At 40.0% G+C, this 23,622-nt stretch carries 21 protein-coding genes, 1 tRNA gene and 1 pseudogene; 17 read left to right on the top strand and 6 right to left on the bottom strand.

Annotation, left to right across the window (positions count from 1 at the left end):
- Positions 1–86: 86 nt before the first annotated feature.
- The 9 genes from rpoC (at position 87) to sufB (ending at position 12,262) form a co-directional block, all read left to right on the top strand.
- A complete protein-coding gene (gene rpoC, locus Hs30E_RS04005) occupies positions 87–3,728 on the top strand; it encodes a DNA-directed RNA polymerase subunit beta' (protein WP_172208171.1) in 3,642 nt (1,213 codons plus the stop codon).
- 49 nt (positions 3,729–3,777) lie between these two features.
- Positions 3,778–4,986 (top strand): glycosyltransferase family 4 protein, encoded by a 1,209-nt coding sequence (locus Hs30E_RS04000; protein WP_172208169.1) that lies wholly within the window; start codon positions 3,778–3,780, stop codon positions 4,984–4,986.
- 133 nt (positions 4,987–5,119) lie between these two features.
- On the top strand, positions 5,120–5,890 hold the full coding sequence (gene sufC / locus Hs30E_RS03995; RefSeq protein WP_172208167.1) for a Fe-S cluster assembly ATPase SufC: 771 nt from the start codon (positions 5,120–5,122) through the stop codon (positions 5,888–5,890).
- A 1-nt stretch (position 5,891) separates the two neighbouring features.
- A complete protein-coding gene (gene sufD / locus Hs30E_RS03990) occupies positions 5,892–7,154 on the top strand; it encodes a Fe-S cluster assembly protein SufD (protein ID WP_172208165.1) in 1,263 nt (420 codons plus the stop codon).
- Positions 7,155–7,181: 27 nt separating this feature from the next.
- Positions 7,182–8,405, top strand: coding sequence for a cysteine desulfurase (locus tag Hs30E_RS03985; RefSeq protein WP_172208163.1), 1,224 nt, complete (start codon positions 7,182–7,184; stop codon positions 8,403–8,405).
- A 113-nt stretch (positions 8,406–8,518) separates the two neighbouring features.
- Positions 8,519–8,995 (top strand): VanZ family protein, encoded by a 477-nt coding sequence (locus tag Hs30E_RS03980; RefSeq protein ID WP_172208161.1) that lies wholly within the window; start codon positions 8,519–8,521, stop codon positions 8,993–8,995.
- A 17-nt stretch (positions 8,996–9,012) separates the two neighbouring features.
- Positions 9,013–9,477 (top strand): Fe-S cluster assembly sulfur transfer protein SufU, encoded by a 465-nt coding sequence (sufU, locus tag Hs30E_RS03975; protein ID WP_172208159.1) that lies wholly within the window; start codon positions 9,013–9,015, stop codon positions 9,475–9,477.
- A 1-nt stretch (position 9,478) separates the two neighbouring features.
- Complete coding sequence (gene tgt, locus Hs30E_RS03970) at positions 9,479–10,777, top strand: tRNA guanosine(34) transglycosylase Tgt (RefSeq protein ID WP_172208157.1); 1,299 nt, start codon at positions 9,479–9,481, stop codon at positions 10,775–10,777.
- Between the two features lie 66 nt (positions 10,778–10,843).
- A complete protein-coding gene (gene sufB / locus Hs30E_RS03965; protein ID WP_172208155.1) occupies positions 10,844–12,262 on the top strand; it encodes a Fe-S cluster assembly protein SufB in 1,419 nt (472 codons plus the stop codon).
- 135 nt (positions 12,263–12,397) lie between these two features.
- Here the strand turns inward: sufB and gshAB are convergent, their stop codons facing one another.
- A complete protein-coding gene (gshAB, locus tag Hs30E_RS03960; RefSeq protein ID WP_172208153.1) occupies positions 12,398–14,665 on the bottom strand; it encodes a bifunctional glutamate--cysteine ligase GshA/glutathione synthetase GshB in 2,268 nt (755 codons plus the stop codon).
- Between the two features lie 122 nt (positions 14,666–14,787).
- Here gshAB and Hs30E_RS03955 point away from each other — a divergent pair, with 122 nt between their 5' ends.
- On the top strand, positions 14,788–16,290 hold the full coding sequence (locus tag Hs30E_RS03955; RefSeq protein WP_172208151.1) for a phosphohexomutase domain-containing protein: 1,503 nt from the start codon (positions 14,788–14,790) through the stop codon (positions 16,288–16,290).
- Between the two features lie 178 nt (positions 16,291–16,468).
- Positions 16,469–16,774, top strand: coding sequence for a nucleotide pyrophosphohydrolase (locus Hs30E_RS03950; RefSeq protein WP_172208149.1), 306 nt, complete (start codon positions 16,469–16,471; stop codon positions 16,772–16,774).
- Between the two features lie 13 nt (positions 16,775–16,787).
- Here the strand turns inward: Hs30E_RS03950 and Hs30E_RS03945 are convergent, their stop codons facing one another.
- On the bottom strand, positions 16,788–17,318 hold the full coding sequence (locus Hs30E_RS03945) for an SLOG family protein (protein WP_172208147.1): 531 nt from the start codon (positions 17,316–17,318) through the stop codon (positions 16,788–16,790).
- Positions 17,319–17,416: 98 nt separating this feature from the next.
- On the opposite strand from Hs30E_RS03945, the gene recU reads away from it, so the two are divergent.
- Together recU and Hs30E_RS03935 are read left to right on the top strand one after the other, a co-directional pair.
- Positions 17,417–18,031, top strand: a complete 615-nt coding sequence (gene recU, locus Hs30E_RS03940) for a Holliday junction resolvase RecU (protein WP_172208145.1) — start codon at positions 17,417–17,419, stop codon at positions 18,029–18,031.
- 7 nt (positions 18,032–18,038) lie between these two features.
- A complete protein-coding gene (locus tag Hs30E_RS03935) occupies positions 18,039–20,135 on the top strand; it encodes a transglycosylase domain-containing protein (RefSeq protein ID WP_228461986.1) in 2,097 nt (698 codons plus the stop codon).
- Between the two features lie 72 nt (positions 20,136–20,207).
- On the opposite strand, the gene Hs30E_RS03930 is transcribed toward Hs30E_RS03935, so the two are convergent.
- Positions 20,208–20,278: transfer RNA gene (locus Hs30E_RS03930), tRNA-Cys, on the bottom strand.
- A gap of 174 nt (positions 20,279–20,452) precedes the next feature.
- Positions 20,453–20,659: pseudogene (locus tag Hs30E_RS03925) on the bottom strand (ISNCY family transposase); the annotation flags it as partial.
- A 128-nt stretch (positions 20,660–20,787) separates the two neighbouring features.
- Here Hs30E_RS03925 and Hs30E_RS11505 point away from each other — a divergent pair.
- Together Hs30E_RS11505 and Hs30E_RS11500 are read left to right on the top strand one after the other, a co-directional pair.
- On the top strand, positions 20,788–21,147 hold the full coding sequence (locus Hs30E_RS11505; protein ID WP_371864134.1) for a helix-turn-helix domain-containing protein: 360 nt from the start codon (positions 20,788–20,790) through the stop codon (positions 21,145–21,147).
- Entirely contained in the window at positions 21,125–21,361 is a 237-nt protein-coding gene (locus Hs30E_RS11500; RefSeq protein ID WP_371864133.1) for a transposase, read from the top strand. Before Hs30E_RS11505 ends, Hs30E_RS11500 begins: the two co-directional genes overlap by 23 nt.
- A gap of 66 nt (positions 21,362–21,427) precedes the next feature.
- On the opposite strand, the gene Hs30E_RS03915 is transcribed toward Hs30E_RS11500, so the two are convergent.
- A complete protein-coding gene (locus Hs30E_RS03915) occupies positions 21,428–21,586 on the bottom strand; it encodes a hypothetical protein (protein ID WP_172208141.1) in 159 nt (52 codons plus the stop codon).
- Between the two features lie 133 nt (positions 21,587–21,719).
- Between Hs30E_RS03915 and Hs30E_RS03910 the strand changes: the two genes are divergently transcribed.
- Both Hs30E_RS03910 and Hs30E_RS03905 read left to right on the top strand, forming a co-directional pair.
- On the top strand, positions 21,720–21,998 hold the full coding sequence (locus Hs30E_RS03910) for a hypothetical protein (protein ID WP_172208139.1): 279 nt from the start codon (positions 21,720–21,722) through the stop codon (positions 21,996–21,998).
- Positions 21,999–22,002: 4 nt separating this feature from the next.
- On the top strand, positions 22,003–23,133 hold the full coding sequence (locus Hs30E_RS03905; protein WP_172208137.1) for an LPO_1073/Vpar_1526 family protein: 1,131 nt from the start codon (positions 22,003–22,005) through the stop codon (positions 23,131–23,133).
- A 20-nt stretch (positions 23,134–23,153) separates the two neighbouring features.
- Here Hs30E_RS03905 and Hs30E_RS03900 read toward each other — a convergent pair whose 3' ends face one another.
- The gene (locus Hs30E_RS03900; protein WP_172208135.1) at positions 23,154–23,357 is read right to left on the bottom strand and encodes a hypothetical protein; all 204 of its coding nucleotides are present in this window, start codon (positions 23,355–23,357) and stop codon (positions 23,154–23,156) included.
- Positions 23,358–23,622 lie beyond the last annotated feature (265 nt).

Below are 23,622 nucleotides of genomic sequence, written 5' to 3'. Positions count from 1 at the left end.
CTGTCTAGTCTATTTCAGAAAAACAGAAACCGAAAACAAAAGATTTTATCTAAAAGTGATATTATCTTCTCAAAACAGGAGAAAAAATGGTCGATGTAAATAAATTTGAGAGTATGCAAATTGGGATTGCGTCTCCTCAAAAAATCCGTTTTTGGTCTTTTGGTGAAGTCAAAAAACCAGAAACAATCAACTATCGTACACAAAAACCAGAACGCGAAGGGCTTTTTGATGAGCGAATTTTCGGTCCCTCAAAAGACTGGGAATGTAGCTGTGGTAAGCTAAAAGGCGTTTTCTATAAAAATCAAGTCTGTGAAATTTGTGGTGTCCAAGTCACACGTGCCAAGGTTCGCCGTGAACGCATGGGGCATATTGAACTTGCTGCACCAACATCACACATTTGGTATTTCAAAGGTATTCCGTCACGTATGGGCTTGGCGCTTGATATGAGTCCACGTTCGCTTGAAGAAATCATCTATTTTGCAAGTTATGTGGTCATTGACCCCAAACAAACAACGCTTGAAAAGAAACAATTGTTGACTGAACGCGAATATCGTGAACAAATGCTTAAAAATGGTTTCGGATCATTCGTTGCTAAAATGGGTGCTGAGGCGATTCAGGACTTGCTGAAAAATGTTGATTTGCCAACAGAAATTTCAGCACTCAAAGAAGAATTGCAAACGGCAAGTGGTCAAAAACGTGTCAAAGCCATTCGACGTTTGGATGTTTTAGATGCGTTCAATAAATCGGGTAATAAATTGGAATGGATGGTTTTAAATGTTTTGCCAGTCATTCCACCAGATTTGCGCCCAATGGTGCAACTGGACGGCGGACGTTTTGCGACTTCTGACTTAAACGACCTCTATCGTCGTGTGATTAACCGTAACAACCGTCTCAAACGTCTAATGGAGTTAAATGCGCCAAATATCATTGTCCAAAATGAAAAACGGATGCTCCAAGAAGCTGTTGATGCTTTGGTAGACAATGGTCGCCGTGGTCGTCCGATTACAGGACCTGGTAATCGACCGCTCAAATCGCTCAGCCACATGCTCAAAGGAAAACAAGGACGTTTTCGTCAAAACTTGCTCGGTAAACGTGTTGACTATTCTGGTCGTTCGGTTATCGTTGTTGGTCCGACTTTGAAGATGTATCAATGTGGCGTGCCACGTGAAATGGCGATTGAGCTGTTTAAACCGTTTGTGATGCACGAGGTTGTTGCGCGCGATATGGCACCGAATATTCGGGCGGCAAAACGTAAGGTTGAACGTCAAGATCCAGATGTTTGGGACGTTTTGGAAGATGTGATTAAGGAACACCCAGTGCTTCTCAACCGCGCACCTACTCTCCATAGGCTTGGTATCCAAGCCTTTGAGCCAGTTTTGATTGACGGGCGTGCCATTCGACTTCACCCACTTGTGTGTGAGGCTTACAATGCCGATTTTGATGGTGACCAAATGGCGATTCACTTGCCACTTTCTGAGGAGGCACAAGCTGAGGCGCGCATTCTCATGTTGGCTGCGGAGCATATCCTCAACCCGAAAGATGGTAAGCCAGTCGTGACACCATCTCAAGATATGGTCTTGGGGAATTACTACATTACCATGGAAGAGGCTGGTCGTGAGGGTGAAGGCATGGTCTTTGCTAATGCTGATGAGGCTGAAATTGCTTGGCGCAATGGCTATGTTCATCTGCACACACGTGTTGGCATTGCGACGAAATCACTCAACAAACCTTGGACTGACAATCAAAAAGATAAAATCATGGCAACAACTGTTGGGAAGATTCTTTTCAATGCGATTATGCCTGAGGAGTTTCCTTATCTAAATGAACCAACACAAGAAAACTTGACGACACAAACGGCAGATCGTTTCTTCTTGCCATTGGGCGAAGATGTCAAAGCCTTTATTGAAAATCTTGAGCTGATTGATCCATTCAAGAAAAAACATTTGGGAAATATCATTGCCGAAGTCTTTAAACGTTTCCGCACGACTTTGACTTCTGAAATGCTTGACCGTCTGAAAGATTTAGGCTATCATCATTCGACAAAAGCTGGTCTGACAGTGGGTATCGCTGATATTCCTGTTGTTGAAGATAAGCATGTCATCATTGAAGAGGCGCATGATAAGGTTGCTGAAATTACTAAACAATTCCGTCGTGGTTTGATTACAGATGACGAACGTTATACTTCCATTACAAATGTTTGGCGTGGTGCTAAAGAAGAACTTGAACAACGCTTGATTGATGCGCAAGATATGTCAAATCCGATCATCATGATGATGGACTCGGGGGCTCGTGGTAATATTTCCAACTTCTCGCAACTTGCGGGGATGCGTGGTCTGATGGCTGCGCCAAATGGTAAAATCATGGAATTGCCGATTATTTCCAACTTCCGTGAGGGCTTGTCCGTTTTGGAAATGTTCTTCTCAACGCATGGTGCGCGTAAAGGGATGACGGATACGGCGCTGAAAACAGCCGATTCTGGTTATTTGACACGTCGTTTGGTTGATGTGGCGCAAGATGTGATTATCCGTGAGGATGACTGTGGTAGTGACCGTGGTCTTATGATTAGTGATATTGCGACTGGTAAGGAAATGGTTGAGCCACTTTCTGAACGTTTGAATGGGCGTTATACGCGTAAATCAGTGATTCATCCCGAAACTAACGAGGTTATTGTCGGTGAAGATACGCTGATTACTGAAGAAATCGCAGCGCAAATCGTGGCTGCGGGTATCACAGAAGTGACGATTCGCTCTGTCTTTACTTGTAAGACACGTCATGGTGTTTGTAAACATTGTTACGGTGTCAACTTGGCGACTGGTGATGCGGTTGAAGTTGGGGAGGCAGTTGGGACGATTGCTGCGCAATCTATCGGAGAACCTGGTACACAGCTGACCATGCGGACATTCCACACGGGTGGTGTGGCATCATCTGAGGACATCACACAAGGTCTGCCGCGTATCCAAGAAATCTTTGAGGCACGTAATCCGAAAGGAGAGGCTGTTATCACTGAGGTAACAGGCGAAGTCGTTGAGATTACTGAAGAGGCAGCGACACGTAAGAAAGAAGTTACTGTCAAGGGTGAAACAGATACTCGAACCTATGAAGTGCCGTTTACAGCACGGATGCACGTTGAAGTGGGCGATTTTATTCATCGTGGGACACCATTGACGGAAGGGTCTATTCAACCGAAACACTTGCTCCAAGTGCGCGATACACTTTCTGTTGAGACGTATTTACTTGCTGAAGTGCAAAAAGTTTACCGTAGTCAAGGGGTTGAAATCGGCGATAAGCACATTGAGGTTATGGTACGTCAAATGTTGCGCAAAGTGCGTGTCATGGATGCAGGCGATACTGACTTGCTCCCTGGTACACTCATGGATATTGCTGATTTTGAGGATGCGAACCAACAAATTCTCTTTGACGGTGGTACGCCAGCAACTTCTCGTCCTGTTCTTATGGGGATTACCAAAGCCTCGCTTGAAACCAACTCATTCTTGTCAGCGGCATCATTCCAAGAAACAACACGTGTTCTTACGGATGCTGCCATTCGTGGTAAGAAAGATCCATTGCTTGGTCTCAAGGAAAATGTTATCATCGGTAAAATCATTCCAGCTGGTACTGGTATGGCGCGTTACCGTAATCTTGAACCTTTGGCTGATTTGTCAAATGCACCTGCACTTCCTGAAGTGGTGGAGTCTGTGGCTAAAGAAGCGATTGTTGAGGAAAAATAGTTGCATGAAAACTGCTCTTTTGGGCGGTTTTTTGTTATAATGGAAGTATATGCAAAACTTAACTGAGCTTTCATTTTCATTTAAATATATCTTGATACTGATTGTGACGATGATAATTGCGTTGATTTTGACACCGCTTATGATTCTTATCTCGCATAAGATTGGTGCGGTGGATAAGCCGAATGCTCGGCGAATCAATGCTAAACCCATGCCGTCAGCGGGAGGTGTGGCAATTGTTGTTGCCTTTTCTAGTATCACACTTTTTGTTTTACCGCGAATTGTTGGTCTTGCCAATCATCATTTGGTTGAAGCAACTTATTTTCGTTATATTTTACCCTTTGTTTTAGGTGGTGGAATTGTTGCTTTAACGGGGTTCATTGACGATATTGTTGAGCTTGGTGCCAAGACGAAATTACTTGGGCAAGTCGCGGGAGCTTGTGTCATTTGGTTTTTTACCAATAGTCACATAGAAAATTTTAAGATTCCTTTTGGTGGTCCGAACTTGATTTTTCCAGAGTGGCTGTCCTTTTTTGCGACCATTTTTTGGATTCTTGCGATCACGAATGCTGTCAATCTGATTGACGGTCTTGACGGTCTTGCAGGTGGTGTCTCGATTATCAGTTTAACCACTATGGGGCTTGTTGCTTACTTCTTTTTGGAGACGCCTAATGTTTACTTGCCGATTACGATTTTTGTTTTGGTGGCAGCGATTGCGGGCTTTTTCCCTTATAATTTTCCGTCTGCCGTGATTTATATGGGGGATACGGGTGCATTATTCTTAGGCTTTATGATTGCTGTGTTATCATTACAAGGCTTAAAAAATGCGACTGCTGTGGCGGTTTTAACACCGATGTTGATTTTGGGTGTGCCGATAACTGATACCTTGGTTGCCGTGGTTCGTCGAAAACTCAATGGTGGTAGCATTGCTGAAGCGGATCGCATGCACTTACATCACAGACTTTTAAGTCTCGGCTTGACACAACATGCGGCAGTTTTGGTTATTTACGGTATCGCAAGTATTTTTTCTTTCATTGCGCTAATACTAAATGTTTCTTCGCGTTGGGGGGGAATTTTCTTACTTGTATTTAGTCTCATTGGGCTTGATATTTTGATTGAAATGGTCGGTGTTTGGGGTGAAAATCGAACACCCTTACTTAATCTAATCGAATATGTTGGCAATTCAGCCTATCGACAGGAAGTTCGGCAAAATCGCAAGGTACGCAGAAAGCAAAAGTTACGGGATAAACGACGAAAATAAGAAATTTTCAGACAGAATAATTTTTTTCTATCTGATTTTTTGTTAAAATAAAGATAATATCTGATAATAGTGATGATAAACGCTGTTATTAGCGAAAATTGTCAAATTCAGATAATATAATATGGAGGAAACTATGTCAACATTAGAAATCAAAGATTTACACGTTCGTGTCGAAGAAAAAGAAATCCTCAAAGGTGTTAATCTGACGATAAATACCAATGAAATTCATGCGATTATGGGACCAAATGGAACTGGTAAATCAACTTTGTCAGCAGCTATTATGGGTAACCCGAATTTTGAAGTGACACAAGGCGAAATCTTGCTTGATGGCGAAAATATTTTGGAATTGGAAGTTGATGAACGTGCGCGTCTCGGACTTTTCCTTGCTATGCAATATCCAAGCGAAATTGCGGGCATTACCAATGCTGAATTTATGCGAGCTGCCATGAATGCGGGGCGCGCAGAAGAGGATAAAATTGGTGTCATGGCTTTTCTCAAAAAATTAGACGACAAAATGGCTTTGCTTGCTATGCACGAAGATATGGCTGAACGTTATCTCAACGAAGGCTTTTCTGGTGGCGAGAAAAAACGCAATGAAATTCTCCAATTGCTCATGCTTGAACCCAAATTTGCGATTCTTGATGAAATTGACTCGGGTCTTGATATTGATGCGCTCAAAGTTGTGTCAAAAGGTGTTAATGCCATGCGTGGCGAAAAATTTGGTGCGCTGATTATCACGCATTATCAACGCCTGCTCAACTATATCACACCTGATGTTGTTCACGTGATGATGGAGGGGCGTGTGGTCATGACGGGTGGCGCTGAACTCGCTAGTCGCCTTGAAACAGAAGGCTACCACGGCATTGCTAAGGAACTTGGTATTGAGTATAAAGAAGAGGCGTGATATGACGAAAGAAAAGATGATTGCTTTTTCGCAAGCCCATGCGGAGCCAGAATGGTTGCAAGCGCGCCGACAAGCGGCATTTGACAAGATAAGTCAACTTGAACTCCCGTCAATTCAACGTGTGAAGTTAGAGCGTTTTAACTTTGGGACAGGTGAAATTGCCGAATCTGCTGATTCTCAAAATGTGCCAGATTTCACGCAACTGGGCGAAAATCCTAAGCTAATTCAAGTCGGTACACGAACAATTTTTGAGCAGATGTCACCCGATATGGCAAATAAAGGGGTGATTTTCACAGATTTTTATACAGCCTTGACAGAAATGCCAGAAATATTGGCACAATATTTTGGGTCAGCTTTGCCATTTGACGAAGATAAATTGACTGCTTATCATACAGCTTATTTTAATTCGGCAGCTGTTTTGTATGTGCCTGATAATGTTGAAATCAACGTGCCAGTTGAGGGTGTTTTCTATCAAGATTCTGATGAAAATGTGCCTTTTAACAAACATATTTTGATTATTGTTGGTAAAAATTCAAAACTTTCTTATTTAGAGCGTTTTGAAAGTCTTGGTCAAAATTCAGTTAAAAATACCGCTAATATTGCGGTTGAAGTTGTGGCACTTGAAGGCGCACAAGTCAAATTTTCAGCCATTGACCGCTTGGGTAAAAGTCTGACGACATTTATCAGTCGTCGTGGTCGTTTAAGCAAAAATGCACAGATTGATTGGAATCTCGGTGTTATGAATGAGGGCGATGTTGTCGCTGATTTTGATAGCGATTTGGTTGGTGAAGGCTCGCACGCTGAGTTGAAAGCTGTTGCGATTTCATCTGGCAAACAGGTTCAAGGCATTGATACGCGCGTGACTAATTTTGCGCCACATTCTGTTGGGCATATTTTACAACATGGTGTGATTCTCGAATCTGGCACGCTGACTTTTAATGGTATCGGTCACATTATCCGTGGCGCTAAAGGCGCTGATGCGCAGCAAGAAAGCCGTGTTCTCATGCTATCTGACAAGGCACGTAGTGATGCCAATCCGATTCTTTTGATTGATGAAAATGATGTAACGGCGGGGCATGCGGCCTCTATCGGACAAGTTGACCCCGAGGATATGTACTATCTGATGAGTCGTGGTCTGGACAAGGATACGGCTGAACGTCTCGTCATTCGCGGTTTCCTTGGCTCGGTTATCTCTGAAATCCCTGTTAAAGCTGTACGCGATGAGATGATTGGTGTGATTGAGATGAAGTTGGATAAGCGGTAAAAGTTAAACGCTAAGTTAGGAGTTGCTATGTCACTAGACACCCAGAAAATTCGCAAAGATTTTCAAATTCTCAACCAAATTGTCAACGATGAACCGCTAGTTTACCTAGACAATGCGGCAACAACGCAGAAACCCAAGCAAGTTTTGGACGCTGTTTGCAACTATTATGAGCATGATAATGCCAATGTTCATCGTGGCGTTCACACATTAGCTGAGCGTGCGACGGCTGATTATGAGGCGAGTCGTGATAAACTTCGTGCTTTCATCAACGCCAAGTCGCGCAAGGAAATTTTGTTCACGCGTGGGACGACGACTGGGCTTAACTGGGTGGCAAAGTTTGCTGAGCAGATTTTACAGCCTGATGAAGAAATCGTGATTTCAATCATGGCCCATCACTCAAATATCATCCCTTGGCAACAGGCGGCTGAGAAAACAGGTGCTGTCCTAAAGTTCGTTTACTTGAAAAATGGTGAGCTAGACATGGCAGATTTGCGTGCTAAAATCACTGATAAAACGAAATTTGTCAGTATTACTCATGTTTCAAATGTTCTAGGGACGATTAATCCTGTCAAGGAAATTGGGCAGATTGCTCATGCTCATGGTGCGATTATGGTTGTCGATGGTGCGCAATCAGCGCCACATATGATGATTGATGTGCAAGAATTGGACTGTGATTTCTTTGCACTCAGCGGTCATAAAATGGCAGCGCCGACTGGTATCGGTGTGCTTTATGGCAAAGAAGAGCTTCTTAATCGCATGAATCCGATTGAATTTGGTGGTGAGATGATTGATTTTGTCTACGAACAATCAGCGACTTGGAAAGAATTACCTTGGAAATTTGAGGCAGGAACACCAAATATTGCGGGTGCTATTGGGCTTGGTGCAGCGGTTGATTATCTGACAGAAATTGGCTTAGACAACATTCGTCAGCATGAAATGGCGCTGATTGACTATGTTATGCCAAAATTATGCGAGATTGACGGCTTGACCATTTACGGACCAAAAAATAACACTAAACGTGGCGGTGTGATTTCTTTTAATTTGGCGAATTTGCACCCGCATGATGTGGCGACGGCGCTTGATATGGAGGGTGTTGCTGTACGTGCGGGGCACCATTGTGCGCAACCGCTGATAAATTATCTTGATGTACCTGCAACGGCGCGTGCCAGTTTCTATATTTATAACACTTTTGAGGAGTGCGATAAAATTATTGAGGCAATTAAAGCGACGAAAGCATTTTTTGGTGTTTAAGCCTGTTTCGCCTTAAAAAATGTGTTTAAATTAAAATCTGACCTTTTTATCAACATTTTTAAGGAAAAATAGTCTAAAGCCAATCAAAACTGAAAGTAGGACAGCAGATGAAAATGAAAATTTTATTTATTTCTTATCTTATCGTTCTAGTTTGGGTCATTTTGTTTAAGATGAGACTTGATATTCTTGATTTTATTTATCAAGGGGTTTATAATAGTACGCGTTCTTTAAATCTGAGTCCGTTTAGCGCTTCTGGCGGTAGAGCGGAGGTGGCGTTTAATTTTGTCATCTTCATTCCTTACGGTTGTTTTCTCATCAGTCTTTTTGAAAAATGGTCGTTTGTTAAGGAATTGATGATAATTTTCTTAACAAGTCTATTACTTGAAATTTTACAATATCTTTTGGCTGTTGGGGCGACTGATGTAACAGATTTGCTAGTCAATACATTTGGTGGCTTGACTGGTATGTTATTATTTTCGTTGTTTTCTAAGCTATTTGGTAAAAAAGAGGCTGATAAATCACTCTTGACTTTATCATTTGGCTCGGCAGTATTAGTTATCATTTACATTATTAAACGTATATTATCTTAGAAAGAAAGTAGAAAATTATGGCATTATCCAAACTTGATAATCTTTACCGCCAAGTTATTCTCGACCATTCGAGTCATCCGCACCATCATGGCGAGTTGCTTGATGGCATGACAGCTAATCTTAACAATCCGACTTGTGGTGATGTGATTAAACTCACGCTAAAACTTGACGGCGACATCATTTCTGATATTGCTTTTGACGGTTCGGGTTGCACCATTTCGACAGCCTCGGCCTCAATGATGACTGATGCTGTTATTGGTAAAACAGTAGAAGAGGCGTTAGGATTCGCAGACATTTTCTCAGAAATGGTGCAAGGACAAGAAGATGATAAGCAAGAGGCATTAGGCGATGCAGCATTGTTATCGGGTGTTGTCAAATTTCCTCAGCGTATCAAATGCGCTACCTTATCTTGGCATGCGCTGCAAAAAGCCTTGGAAAATGACGGCAATTCTAAAGTTTCTAACCTATCAGGACACAAATAAAATGACGAAAAATAACAGAGCACTGAATTTTGAGATTCATCACAAAATACCAAATACTTTGGCGCGAAGTGGGACGATTTCGACACCGCATGGCGACATACAGACTCCAGCCTACATTGGCGCAGCGACTGCTGCAACCATGAAAACGCTGACTAACGCTGAAATCAATGCGCTTGGTGCACAATCGATCCTGTCAAATACCTATCATCTGATGTTGCGACCTGGTGCGGATTTGCTCGCCAAAGCGGGTGGGATTCACAAATTTATGAACTATGACAAGCCGATGTATACGGACTCGGGCGGTTTTCAAGTTTTTTCGCTAGGTATGGCTTACAAAAAGGGGCTTGATGCGACCAGTCACACGACTAAAGGGTCGGCTGAAAATGCTGTGATGAGTAAGGACCAGCTAACCAAGGTTGACAAGGAGGGCGTGTGGTTTAAGAGCCACCTCAACGGCGATAAGATTTTCATGACACCCGAGTATTCCATGGAGTTACAGCACCAAATTGCCGCCGATATTCATATGGCTTTTGATGAGCTGACATCGCCACTGTCTGGGCGCGAGCAGATTAAGTCGGCGCTTGATACGACACATGCTTGGGCGGAACGGTCGCTGAAACGCCATGTGGGTTTAAATGCTGCGCATTTTGAAAACGGAGAACCGCAGCAAGCGCTATTTGGTGTTGTCCAAGGTGCGCGAGAAGAAGATTTCCGTCGCGAGAGTGCTAGTTTCCTCGGTTCTTTGACATTAGAAACAGGCGAACAATTTGACGGATTCGGCATTGGCGGGACATTTCAACCCGAAGAATTGCCTGATGTGTTGACTTGGATAAATGAGACTTTACCTGAAAATAAACCACGTCATTTATTAGGTATGGGCGCACAACCTGCTGATTTGTTTCTCGGTGTGGAATTTGGCTGTGATACGTTTGATTGCGTAGCTCCTACTCGCCAAGCCAGAAATGGTGCGATTTTCACTTATGACGGTCGGATTAATATTACCAATAAGAAATTTGAGGCTGATTTCACACCGATTGATAGCGATTGTGATTGTTATACGTGTTTAAATCATACAAAGGCTTATCTCCGCCATTTATTTAAGGCAAACGAGGTAACGGGTATGGTTTTGGCAAGTATCCATAACGAGCGTTTTGTTGTCAAAACGGTAGAAGAAATTCGTCAGAAATTGACGGGAAATGAGACAGCTTTTTGGGCTTATAAACGTGACTTTTTGACACGGTATTATGGGGCAGAACGGGCGAAAGATTTTCTTTATACAAGTCCAGAAAATTGGCGTTGATTAGCGATATAATATCGCTAATTTATCGCTACGTATTAAATCATAAAAGAAAGGCAACAAAATAATATGACAGAAGATATTATCAAACCCAACATAGAAGAAGTTGATTTAGGTGATTATCAGTTTGGTTTTCATGATGATGTGACACCGATTTATTCAACTGGTAAGGGCTTGACGGAGGCGGTTGTCCGTGAGATTTCGGCAGCCAAAGATGAACCTGAATGGATGCTTGATTTTCGATTGAAATCACTCAAAGCATTTCACAAGATGTCGCTCCCTGATTGGGGTGCTGACTTGTCAGTGGTCAATTTTGATGATATTATTTATTATCAAAAACCGTCTGATAAACCTGCGCGTTCTTGGGAGGATGTGCCTGAGAAAATCAAGGAAACTTTTGAGCGTATTGGCATTCCAGAGGCTGAGCGTGCTTATCTGGCGGGAGCTTCTGCGCAATATGAGTCAGAAGTGGTCTATCACAATATGAAAGATGAGTTTACCAAGCTCGGCATCGTCTTTACGGACACAGATTCAGCCTTGAAAGAGTATCCCGAAATTTTCAAGAAATATTTCGCTAAACTTGTTCCGCCGACTGATAATAAATTGGCGGCGCTAAACTCTGCTGTTTGGTCGGGTGGTACTTTCATCTATGTGCCAAAAGGAGTCAAAGTTGATATTCCTTTGCAGACGTATTTCCGCATTAACAATGAAAATACGGGGCAGTTTGAGCGGACCTTGATTGTCGTTGATGAGGGCGCGAGCGTGCATTATGTTGAGGGCTGTACGGCGCCGACTTACAATAGCAACTCGCTTCATGCGGCAGTTGTTGAGATTTTCGCTTTAGAGGGTGCTTATGTTCGCTATTCAACGATTCAAAATTGGTCGGATAATGTCTACAATCTTGTGACAAAACGTGCTTGCGCGCTCGATAATGCAACGGTAGAATGGATTGACGGTAATTTGGGAGCTGCGATTACAATGAAATATCCAGCAGTTTATTTGGACGGTCCAGGTGCTCGTGGTACGATGTTATCTATCGCTTTTGCCAATCATTCCCAAATTCAAGATACTGGGGCTAAAATGATTCACAACGCGCCAAATACATCGAGTTCAATTGTTTCTAAGTCCATTGCCAAAGGTGGTGGCGAGGTCAACTATCGCGGACAAGTAACCTTTAACAAGGCATCGAAAAAATCGGTCAGCCATATCGAGTGTGATACGATTATCATGGACGATATTTCTAAGTCGGACACGGTGCCGTTCAATGAGATTCACAATTCACAAGTAGCGCTTGAGCATGAGGCGAAGGTGTCGAAAATTTCTGAGGAGCAACTTTACTATCTGATGAGCCGTGGTTTGACTGAAACCGAGGCGACTGAGATGATTGTTATGGGCTTTGTTGAGCCATTTACCAAGGAATTGCCGATGGAGTATGCGGTTGAGCTGAATCGCTTGATTGCTTATGAGATGGAAGGGTCTGTGGGCTAATTACCAAATGATAAGCGAGAATCTTTTAATATTAAAGGGTTCTTGTTTTGGGATTACGAAAAATTAAAAACCTTGTAAATGCTGAATTTACAAGGTTTTCTGTTATAAAAAGTCTTAAAAATAAGCATAGGCTAGTTAGGACAACTCAGGAAACAATAGTCGCAACACGTCCATTGTCAATCGCCGTCCTTGACCTGAAAATGGATAAATGTGCATGTACATGGCAGGATTAAAATTGGCTCCAATAATACTAAAATTATCAGCGACATTTTTATCAGGAATAATCAAATCAATTCCGCAAATCATTGCACCAAGCGCTTTAACGGCGTTTTCAGCCTGTTGCTTATAGCTGTCAGGCATGCTATCGGTAACATCAATCGAATCGCCACCTGTTGAAATATTTGAATTTTCACGCAGATAGGCAACTTTACCGTCAGAAAGTAGGCTGTCGGGTGTCAAACCTTGTGCTTTCAACATAAGTTGTTCAATTTTACCTAAACTAATTTTTTCGAGTGGTGCACGATGATTTAAACCACGCAAGCTATTCTGATTTTTGAGTGCAACCAGTTCTGAAATTGTCCTTTTTCCGTCGCCTATAACATTTGCAGGCACGCGAAGTAGGACGGCTTTGGTTTTACCATTTATCACAAAGAAACGGTACTTGGTACCTGTGATAAATGGCTCGATAATAATATCGGAATCTTCAGAAAAAGCGATGTTAAGAGCGGTTTGATAAGCAATCAAACTAGCACCATTTTTGAAAATAGAGATACCAATTCCGTAGTTGCTAGACTTGGGTTTGATAACAATCGCTTTTCCCTCAAAGTAGCTAAAATCAGCCAAAGCATCGTTAATTGCGCCATATTCGCGACCAGCTGGTACAGGAAAACCATGTTTGGCTAAAATTTTCTTTGTGACCGTTTTATTTGCCATTATCAAAGGCACGATATAGCTGTCTTGACTTGTCATATTGGCATTTTTTACGTATTCAATGTGTTTGCCGAAAGTCAGTTTAATAAATTGCTCGTTTTTATCAAGAATCTCGACCTCAATACCTGCTTGAATGGCATCAAATAAAATAATTTGCGTGGAGAGTGCCATGTCGTTGAATCCTGCTAACTGATAAGATTTTTTCCAAGCTTTTTGGTGATAATGTTTAGCAAGTTTGACTGCAATTTCAGTATTTGTTTGACTTTCTAATTGCTTGGTCAATTTCCCAGCGGGCGTATTTTCGGGATGATTTAACAAATCTTTAAAAGTTTGAACTAAGTTAAAAGTGTTTTCGTTAGCATTGATTGTTTGTAACATTTCTTTTAATTGGGCAAATAATTCCCTAGCTTCTGTTTCATAGCCAAGTCGTGAAAGTGGCGTTTCAAGCGCTACGGCATCATTCATTTGATTACCAATTGCAATTTTTTCATCATTATCAAGCAAATCATCAGGCAAATAAAGCATAAGCATTAAAAATAAATGTAGAAATTCAATTTGTGCCTCGCTAATAGCATAGGTTTCAAAGGGATTTAAGTCAATGTTGCGAATTTCCAGATATTGCACACCAAAACGTGCCAAATCAGCAACTTTTTTGCCACCACGCAAGCGAACAGGCGCATAAAATTCCTTTTCTTCAGATAAAATACCTCTATCAACTAAATCATAAATACCGTCAATATAACGCTTGACAGATTTGAAAGAATACGTGACATCTTGATGATTGGTATAGCCATATTGACTGCTACGAATTGAGCGAACAAAGTCAGTTGGTTGGGCGTCGCTTGATTTGAAATAACCATTTTCTGCAAGAGGTGCAGCGCCAAATAAATAAACAATCAAATAGCGGTGTCGCAGATAATTACTTGCAACTTTGAGATAAACATCATCACGAAAATTTTCAAAATTAGTATAGCTATTTTGCATAGCAAAAGCATTTTCTAAAAAATCATGCGTAAATTCAAAATTGTAATGAATACCGCTGACCATTTGCTTGCGTTTGCCATAGGTTTTTGCCAAATATCGACGATAAAGCACATCCTCAAAATTATCCAACTGAGCAATTTTGATTTGGCATTCGTCGTCTGGGAGAACAGGTGGCATACTCAGTGGCCAAAGCAGTTCATTTGTTGGCATAGAACGTAATGTGACCTCCTGAATCGCTGCCAAATAGTTGAGCGCTTCCTTGCTTGAGCTTGTAACAGGTGTGATGAGCTCAGTTTGAGACTCGCTAAAGTCAGTCTGAATATAAGGATGGTAACGCCGATTGCCCAAAATTTGAGGATGATTAGTTGTCGCAAGCGCACCATCTAGTGTGACGCGTTGACTTTCTTTTTCGAGTCCCAAGCGCATCTCGCTGAAATGTTTGTGAACCATTTTATTTTGTAAAAGCTGTTTAAAATTTATATTTGTCATTTGAAATCATTATACCATTAGTTGTCCTAAAAGTCAGAGTAAGAGTTTCATTTTTTTTTGCAACTGTCTTAGGGAAAGTAGTATAATAGAGAAGGAGTAATATCAAAAGGAGCAACTTACTTATGACAATCGAAAACTTGCAAAATGGCTCAGACATCCGTGGTATCGCAATTGCCACTGATGAATTTGAGATAACATTGACTGAAGAAATCGCTGAACAAGTTGGGCGCGGTATCGTGAATTGGTTGGTCGCAGAAAAAGGCTTGGGTGCTGAATTAGTCGCTCAAAAGCTCACGATTGCGGTCGGTCAAGATAGTCGTTTATCAGGAGAAATGCTGAAAGCAGCGCTTATCAAAGGGATTCGTTCACAAGGCGCAAACGCTGTGGATACTGGACTTTCGACAACGCCAGCAATGTTTAAAACGACACAATTTCCTGATTTTAATTGTGATGCGGGCGTGATGATTACGGCTAGTCATCTGCCTTATTATTTCAATGGTATCAAAATTTTCAGCCGTGAAGGTGGCGCTGAACATGAAGATATTGCCTACATTTTGTCTCACACCGAACCAAATGAGGCGGCGGAACTTGGTCATTTTTCTGGTCGAGAAGTGTTGACACTTTATGCACAAGATTTAGTCGCAAAAATTCGCCAAGGAACTGGTTTAGTGATTGATAAGCCTTTGGCAAGTTTTAAAATTATTGTTGATGCGGGTAATGGTGCAGCAGGTTTTTTTGCGGAAAAAGTCCTTGTAGAGTTGGGGGCAAACACAACTGGTAGTCAGTTTTTAGAGCCAGACGGTCATTTTCCAAATCATATCCCGAATCCTGATAATGCTGAGGCAATGGCAAGTATTAGGCAAGCTGTGCTTGATAATCATGCTGATTTAGGTGTGATTTTTGATACTGACGTTGACCGTAGTGCAATTGTTGACAAGTTTGGCAACACTTTAAATCGGAATAATCTGATTGCAATTTTAGCGAAAATTGTTTTAGAAAGTGAGCCAAATGCGACGATTGTCACAAATTCTCCGACCTCGACTCACCTGAAACATTTCATCAATCGGCTAGGTGGCAAGCAAGTTCGCTATCTTTGTGGTTACCGCAATGTCATTAACAAGGCGATTGAGCTGAATGCCGAAGGCATTGATACACCGCTTGCGATTGAAACGAGTGGTCATGCGGCGTTTAGAGAGAATGATTTTTTAGATGACGGCGCTTATGTTATCGCAAAAATTCTCATGCTTTTGCCACAATTAAAAACTGAAAATCGCGAAATTAGTGATCTTATCGCCGAAATGGCACAGCCTGTTGAAACCAATGAAATTCGTTTTAAGATTAATCTTTCCGATTATCGTTTTTATGGCGAGAATGTGATTGCCACGTTTGCTGATTTCATTGCTAAAATAGCAGATTTTAAAACTGATTTGGACAATGAAGAAGGGATTCGTGTGAATTTTACTGGTAATTATGGACAAGGCTGGTTTCTTTTGCGCATGAGTTTGCATGAACCTCTATTAGTTTTGCAAGTCGAAAATGATGTTTCTGGAAAAAATGAGCTAGTTATTGCTAAATTATTAGAATTTTTCGCAGAATTTTCTAACTTAACATTGCCAAATTTTTGATTTAAAAACGCCTAAAAGTTATATTTGGGCGTTTTTAGCTTATCAAGCGTGAAAAATATAACGTTATTTGTTATACTAACAGAAGTTAATCAAGTCTATAATAAAAAACATGATACTGAAAGCGTTGCAACGCTTTCGTAAAAAAATTAGCTTGAAGTCCAAATAAAGGAGAAAATACATGGATGATTTAATCAAAGCTATCAATCAATTTAGAGATGATAGAAATTGGCGTCAACCCCACAATGAAAAAGATATTGCTTTATCTATTTCGTTAGAGGCAGCGGAGCTTTTGGAAAATTTTCAATGGCACACGAGTGAAATAGCTATCGCTGAAAATTTGGAAAATATCAAGGATGAAATTGCTGATGTGATGATTTACAGCCTGATGTTGGCAAGCGATATGGGGCTAGATATGACAGAATTGATTCAAAATAAGATTATCAAAAATGAACAGAAATACCCTGTGGTGCGGTGTAAGAAATAGCGTTTTAAATGTTTCACATGTCATTCATCTCATCTGCAATTTCTTGCAAGTTATCAAATCGTAAAAATTGTACAAAAAAGTTAGCTGTTGTTTTAAATTTGTCAATCAAATATTTAAGTTTTGTCTCATTTTCTTCATCATAAAAGACGAAAGCACCCTCGGCATTATTGATTAAAAAGTCGTTGTATTCTCTGAATTGTTTTGCATTTTGATAATCGTCAAAGGCATATTGGACAAAATCAAGGTTTTTGAACAATTTCAATTTCTCCTGATTGCTTTCATTCCAATTTTGACCATGTGTTTTGAAGGGAAAAATCGTAGCAAATTGTAAATTGTAGCCGTCCTTTTTCATGTCAAGTGCAACTTGCAAAACCCAATATTCAAAGCCAAGATTACCACCAAAAATTAGCCATTCCAAGCCGTCAGAGATAAAATTTTCTAAGTTTTTGCGAATTGCTATCTTAATTACCGTTAATTTCACGTCTTTCTCATCAAAAATACCAACGTCAAAAGCACTGTACCCTACTACTAACAATGTTTTCATATTGTAATACTATCCATTTCTAATTTGTGTTATAATAATTATAACTGTATTTTGTTAAAATAGGAACTATATAAATTAATTTATTGGAAAGGGGAAAAATGGTTAATTATCCAGTAGGTGTTGCGATGCGTCCCTGCAAGGTGGTCAAATCACCGACTAAGTCAACATTTGGTAAACGTGGTATGAATTTTGAAGCTGAAATCAATGCGACCAACACTTATTATTTGGCGCATGGTATGGCAGTCATTCACAAAAAGCCGACACCGATTCAAATTGTAAAAGTTGATTATCCCAAGCGAAGTCGTGCGAAAATTACTGAAGCGTATTTTAGGCAAGCCTCAACGACCGACTATTCTGGTGTTTATCAGGGACATTATCTTGACTTTGAAGCCAAGGAAACGCAGAACAAAACCAGTTTTCCGCTGAAAAATTTTCATGACCACCAGATTGAGCATATGGCTAAGGTTCTATCTCAAAATGGTTTAGCATTTGTTTTACTACATTTTACAACACTTTCGCGAACTTTTTTGTTGAAAGCAGCGGATTTGATTCCATTTTATCAAAAAAATGCTGGTCAAAAATCAATTTCGCTTGCTTTTATTGAAAAGTATGGCTATGAAGTTCCGACCAATAAGATACCCAGTATTCCCTATCTTGAATGTATCCAAAAAATATTAGGAGGTGAGCCTCATTTTACAACGACGTCAAACTAAACGAAAAATGAATCTACGTGTTATCCGAATTATCAAGTGGTTCTTGATTTCAATATTTACTGCAATTATCCTTGCTTTTATGGCGGGTGTTGCGCTTTTCGTTTACTATGCCAAAGATGCACCAGAAATCGAGGATTCTAAGTTAAATTCCAAGCCATCCACTGTTATTTATGACAAAGACGGCAATGTTATGGCTGATTTGAGTATTGAAAAACGTGAACTTGCTGTCACAAAGGATATTCCGTTAGAGTTGGTTGATGCGATTACCTCAATTGAGGATCACCGTTTTTTCAAGCATCGTGGCGTTGACCCGTATCGTATCGTGTCGTCAGTTATTCATAACACGCAAAATGATACTATGCAAGGTGGTTCAACCTTGACGCAGCAGCTCATCAAGTTATCGTTCTTCTCAACTAAGTCCGAGGATGCGACAATCCAGCGGAAAGCGCAAGAGGCTTGGATGGCGGTCAATCTGGAGCGCCAAAACACCAAAGAAGAGATTATTACTTATTATATCAACAAGACTTATTTGGGAAATGGTTACTATGGGATGCAAACGGCGGCTGAAAACTATTTCGGCAAAGACCTTAAATCTCTGAATTTGGCACAGATTGCGCTCTTAGCGGGGATGCCACAAGCACCCGTTACCTATGACCCCTATATTCAATATGCGCGTCTCACACCTGATAGCAAATATGTTCCTCAGTACGATCTTCAACCTGAAGAACTCCAAAAACTAGAGGCGTCAACTGATCCTGATAAAATCATTTCAAATCCACGTGCCAAAGAACGACGAGATATGGTTTTGCGGTCTATGTATAAATACGAGAAAATCTCGGAAAAAGAGATGAATGATGCGCTCGCAAAACCAATTGAAGACGGTTTACAACCCAAGCCAACGAGTAAAGCTATTCCACTTTATTTGGATAATTACATTAAACAAGTTATCCAACAAGTGGAAGAAAAGACGGATCTTGATATTTACAAAGCGGGGTTGAAAATTTACACACCGCTTGATAATGCTGCGCAACAAAGACTTTGGGATATTTTCAATACGGATCAATATGTGAAATATCCTGATGATTTGTTCCAAGTCGCTTCAACGATTGTTGATGTTGATACTGGTGCTGTTGTTGCTCAGCTTGGTGGACGTAAGCAACCAACAGATATTACATTTGGCACTAATCAAGCTGTTGAAACCAACCGTGATTGGGGCTCAACGATGAAAACAATTACGGATTATGCGCCTGCTTATGAGTATGGTATTTACAAATCAACAGGCGATATTATTGCTGATACGTGGTATCTCTATCCTGGTACCGCTATTCCTGTCTATGACTGGGATATGCTTTATCAGGGGAATATCACGATTAGAAAAGCAATCTGGGGGTCACGAAACATTCCCGCTGTAAAAACGCTTGAGGCGATCGGTCTTGATAGAGCACAAGGCTTTTTGGAAGGTATCGGGATAAAATATTCTCCGTTTATAGAGTTCTCAAACGCCATTTCAAGTAATAATAGAGGTCAAGGAAGTGAATGGGGAGCAAGTTCTGAAAAAATGGCTGCAGCCTACGCGAGTTTAAGTGCTGGCGGTATCTATACCCAACCTTACTATGTTAATAAGATTGTTGATGCTGAAGGTAAGGAAACGGACTTAAAACCGACTAGAACTCGTGCCATGAAAGCGACAACAGCTTATGTTGTAACTGATATGCTTAAAGGCGTTCTGACTAATGGGACGATGACCAATGGTGTTATCCCAGACTTACATCAAGCAGGGAAAACAGGGACATCAAACTATGATGATACCCAATATGATATGGCCATGGCAGATGTTGTTGCCAAAGTAGAAACTGACGGCTACTATGACGGAAGTTCGCTTGCGCCAGATGAAAATTTTGTCGGCTACACGCCCAAGTATTCAATGGCAGTTTGGACGGGTTATAACAATCGTTTGACACCTGTTTGGGGCGCTAAACTCTACCTCGCTTTGGATGTTTATCGGGAAATGATGACCTATCTAGCTTCAACAACTGATAATCCCGATTGGACAATGCCAGAAGGTATTGAAAAGGTTGGTAATGAGTTACAAATTATGAATTAAGGCTAATCATTAAAAATTCTCAAACATAATTAGATGTCTGAGAATTTTTTTATTTATTAAATTGTTAATTCAAGGCGGTAGACGGATTTGAACCGACGATCAAGCTTTTGCAGAGCCGTGCCTTACCACTTGGCTATACCGCCATAACCACTTAATTATACACTAAAATAGTCTAGTTTGTCAAGAAAATTTATTTATTTTTATCATGTATGTCAAGCGAAATTGAAAATGTCCCAAAAAAAGTCTAAACATGAGTTACGTTTTGCTAAAGCAAAATTTGCTTTTAGATTCCATTTTTGATATTATTGAGTTATGATTTAGGCTGAATTTTCAGCTTGATATTCCAGAAGCGTCTTACCGATTCTTCTGAGATACTTTTCGAAAGATGCAAGTTTCCACGGGTGGGATTGTTGGGGAACATACTTGCGTTTTTCTTTTTTGCTTTCTTTGGGTTGATCAAATTCTTTTGAGTGAATTTCATGTGTTAGTAACTTTCTTGAGTTATAAATCTTGTCCTCGATATTAGACTTGTTCCTAAACCGTACAAAAAATGTTAAACTAATGTTAGGCAGATATTTACGCAAAAACTAGCTCCCTCAATGACAGTTTATTCAAACAACTTATTGTTGTGAAGCGCTCGACATTTACTCATATGCTTGAAATTTTGAACAAAGCTTATCAAGCAGAACATCTGACTGGCGGACGCCCACGTTGCCTGAGTTTAGAAAATCAGCTTTTGCTCACTTTACGGTATTGGCGGCATTATCCCACTCAACGTCTCATTGCTTTTGATTTTGATGTGCCTCTTTCTTGTGTTTCAAGAACCATCACTTGGGTAGAAAATACGCTCCATGAAGAGGGGAGTTTTGATATTGAGGGAGTCAAAGACAAGGATCATTGGTTTGCGATTGATGTGACAGAAAGTCCAATTCAACGTCCAAAAAAAACAAACGTGACCACTATTCAGGAAAAAAAAACACCGACATACCTTGAAAACACAAGTTTTGCTTGATTTGACCACTCATCGTGTCGTGAGTCTTGTCTTCGCTGAAGGGCAATGTCATGATTTTAAGCTTTTCAAGAAAAGCATAGGTGGCACTCTGCCAGAAGACCTTCTTGTTGTTGATTTAGGTTATCTAGGCATTCTTAATTTTCATGAAAATACTTTTATTCCTGCAAAGCGTTCTAAAAATCATGAGTTGAATGAAGAGGAGAAGGCGCTTTGATTATCGAGCTGAATTAATTTGTGGCATTATCAATTTTGAAAGAGCGATGTTTTAGGAACAACTTATTCAACTTTCACCAGTGAACACAACTTTAAGATTGGTTTGTTTCGTTTTTTCAACCTCATCCACGCCGTGAACTGTGCCGAGCGTGCCGATTTTTGGCGCTTGAACATCTTCCGTTCCTAAGACAGTTAAGCACGAATTGCAAATGAAATCAAATGCCAAAAGCCTTGACTTTCTCGTGTTTCAGAGGTTAAATAGACGCTGGCAAACGCCATAAACGAACTTTAAGAGAGTGTTGGTGTGGTATAATGGAGTATAACAAAATATTAAAATAAATCAATGTGGAGGAGATGAAATGTATGAATTTAGCAAATGGTTTTTCGATGGATTAGGAACGGCAATAATTGGTCTTATAGTAGGTGCTATTGGTGGCGGTGTTACTGGTTTTAAGGTAGCAAAGCGCAAATATAAATTTGTTCAAAAACAAGTTGCTGGTAATGATTCTGAACAGAATCAACAAGGAAAAGCAGATTCTGTCGCTGAGATTGGTGATAATAGTGAAAATATCAAATCCTCTTTTCGCCAATCACAAAAAGCTGGAAATAATTCCAAACAAACTCAAATCGGAGAATGAAATGGTGGTAAAGAAACAACAACAGAGGGCAGGAGATAGTTCTCAACAATTTCAAGCAGAGCAGATGAATTTTGTAATGGGCATAGATGAGAAACGAGCAAGAGAAATCATTGATGAAAAACTTGAGGAAACAATAAAAAAATATTCACTAGAATCTCAAGAAATTGCTAAAAAGCGTATTCAACTTTTTGCTAATGAGTTAATTCCCAAATTAGTAAAAAACAGTCTATTAGATGAATTAAAAGAACCAAGTATTCAAATGTTGATTTTAGATGCCCAGAAAACGGCTGCATCAACTGAGCGTCTAGCGGATTGCTCATTATTATCAGAATTGCTGACACATAGAATAAAAAACGGGACAGATAGAAATATCCGATCAAGTGTAAGTCAAGCTGTCAAGATAGTAGGTGAAATTTCTGAAGAAGCATTACTAGGTTTAACCGTAGTGTATGCGGTATCAGCTTTACTCCCTTCTTTAGCACTTTTATACCAATTTAGATTAGATATTAGTGCTTTTAATGCTTTCTTTACTAATGTGTTGAATGGTAAAAAATTACCTAATGGTAATGAATGGATAGACAATTTAGAAATTTTAGGTGCAGTGAGAATTTCCCCTCCTTTTTTTGGCACGAATAAATTTAATCAAGTTATTTTTGAACAATTAGATGGATATGTTGATGTAGGCATACTAAAGGAGTCTAAAGAATTCAACTCAGCAAAAAAAATGTTATTAAATGCAGGAATACCTGAGTGCATTCTTGTCGACCATGAATTGCGAGACGGATATGTTCGGTTAAATTTAGTAACAAAAAAACACTTGAGAAGCCCATCTTTTCAAGTTTATAATGAAAAGCAAGAAATTCAATATCTTACTGAGGAGCAAATAACTATTTTAGAAAAAATATATGATTTTTATGAAAATAACGATGATTACAAAAATGAAAATATTGCTAAATTCATTGGGGATTGGGATAGTTACAATAGTCTAAAACAAGTTCGCGAATGGTGGGACAATCATTCTGTGGTGTTTTATAACACGGCAGTGGGGGATATATTAGCTCATACGAATACTCAACGTTGTGAGCCTAGTTTGCCGTCACGTGATAGTTTATTTTTTACCACGGTCGTTTCATAAATTTAATTTATCAAACAACATCACAAATTTCCAATAACAGCACACAAAACACGCTCATTTAACAAGCACTGTAAAAGATTTTGTTTCACACTTTTCTTCTTGTTTTTCTTTTTCAAATAAGTGCGGTGTGCCAGAATCCCAAGTTTTCTAAACACATCTAAAACTTTCTGTGCATTGTCCGACTTGAGCTGACACGCATCTTCAGAAAAAACAACATCAAGCATCCAATGTAAACTCTCTATCTTCACGGGCGTTTCATAAGTTTAATCTAAAACATAATTTTCGGAATCTTTTACGAATAGTTGTTTTTTAACGGAAAATTCATGAAAAAGTCACTTGTTTTTTCAAAAATATTTAAAAATATATTAGACTTCTCCCAAAAATAAAAAAATTTGTTATACTATAGTCATGAACTATGAATCCCTCAGCAAACTCAGCGATAGCCATTTTAAACGTCTAGTTGGCGTTAAACGTCCAACCTTTGAATCT

It is taken from the genome of Pseudolactococcus hodotermopsidis, assembly GCF_011170085.1.
Taxonomy (GTDB): Bacteria; Bacillota; Bacilli; order Lactobacillales; family Streptococcaceae; genus Pseudolactococcus; species Pseudolactococcus hodotermopsidis.
This window is presented reverse-complemented; position numbering and strand designations above follow the sequence as displayed.

Coding starts and splice junctions, on each gene's coding strand:
- sufD (WP_172208165.1), top strand. CDS start 5,892: ATGACGAAAGAAAAGATGATTGCTTTTTCGCAAGCCCATGCGGAGCCA.
- Hs30E_RS03980 (WP_172208161.1), top strand. CDS start 8,519: ATGAAAATTTTATTTATTTCTTATCTTATCGTTCTAGTTTGGGTCATT.
- Hs30E_RS03985 (WP_172208163.1), top strand. CDS start 7,182: ATGTCACTAGACACCCAGAAAATTCGCAAAGATTTTCAAATTCTCAAC.
- Hs30E_RS03900 (WP_172208135.1), bottom strand. CDS start 23,357: ATGCTTGATGTTGTTTTTTCTGAAGATGCGTGTCAGCTCAAGTCGGAC.
- Hs30E_RS04000 (WP_172208169.1), top strand. CDS start 3,778: ATGCAAAACTTAACTGAGCTTTCATTTTCATTTAAATATATCTTGATA.
- recU (WP_172208145.1), top strand. CDS start 17,417: ATGGTTAATTATCCAGTAGGTGTTGCGATGCGTCCCTGCAAGGTGGTC.
- sufC (WP_172208167.1), top strand. CDS start 5,120: ATGTCAACATTAGAAATCAAAGATTTACACGTTCGTGTCGAAGAAAAA.
- sufB (WP_172208155.1), top strand. CDS start 10,844: ATGACAGAAGATATTATCAAACCCAACATAGAAGAAGTTGATTTAGGT.
- sufU (WP_172208159.1), top strand. CDS start 9,013: ATGGCATTATCCAAACTTGATAATCTTTACCGCCAAGTTATTCTCGAC.
- Hs30E_RS11505 (WP_371864134.1), top strand. CDS start 20,788: ATGCTTGAAATTTTGAACAAAGCTTATCAAGCAGAACATCTGACTGGC.
- rpoC (WP_172208171.1), top strand. CDS start 87: ATGGTCGATGTAAATAAATTTGAGAGTATGCAAATTGGGATTGCGTCT.
- Hs30E_RS03950 (WP_172208149.1), top strand. CDS start 16,469: ATGGATGATTTAATCAAAGCTATCAATCAATTTAGAGATGATAGAAAT.
- tgt (WP_172208157.1), top strand. CDS start 9,479: ATGACGAAAAATAACAGAGCACTGAATTTTGAGATTCATCACAAAATA.
- Hs30E_RS03945 (WP_172208147.1), bottom strand. CDS start 17,318: ATGAAAACATTGTTAGTAGTAGGGTACAGTGCTTTTGACGTTGGTATT.
- Hs30E_RS03910 (WP_172208139.1), top strand. CDS start 21,720: ATGTATGAATTTAGCAAATGGTTTTTCGATGGATTAGGAACGGCAATA.
- gshAB (WP_172208153.1), bottom strand. CDS start 14,665: ATGACAAATATAAATTTTAAACAGCTTTTACAAAATAAAATGGTTCAC.
- Hs30E_RS03955 (WP_172208151.1), top strand. CDS start 14,788: ATGACAATCGAAAACTTGCAAAATGGCTCAGACATCCGTGGTATCGCA.
- Hs30E_RS03935 (WP_228461986.1), top strand. CDS start 18,039: ATGAATCTACGTGTTATCCGAATTATCAAGTGGTTCTTGATTTCAATA.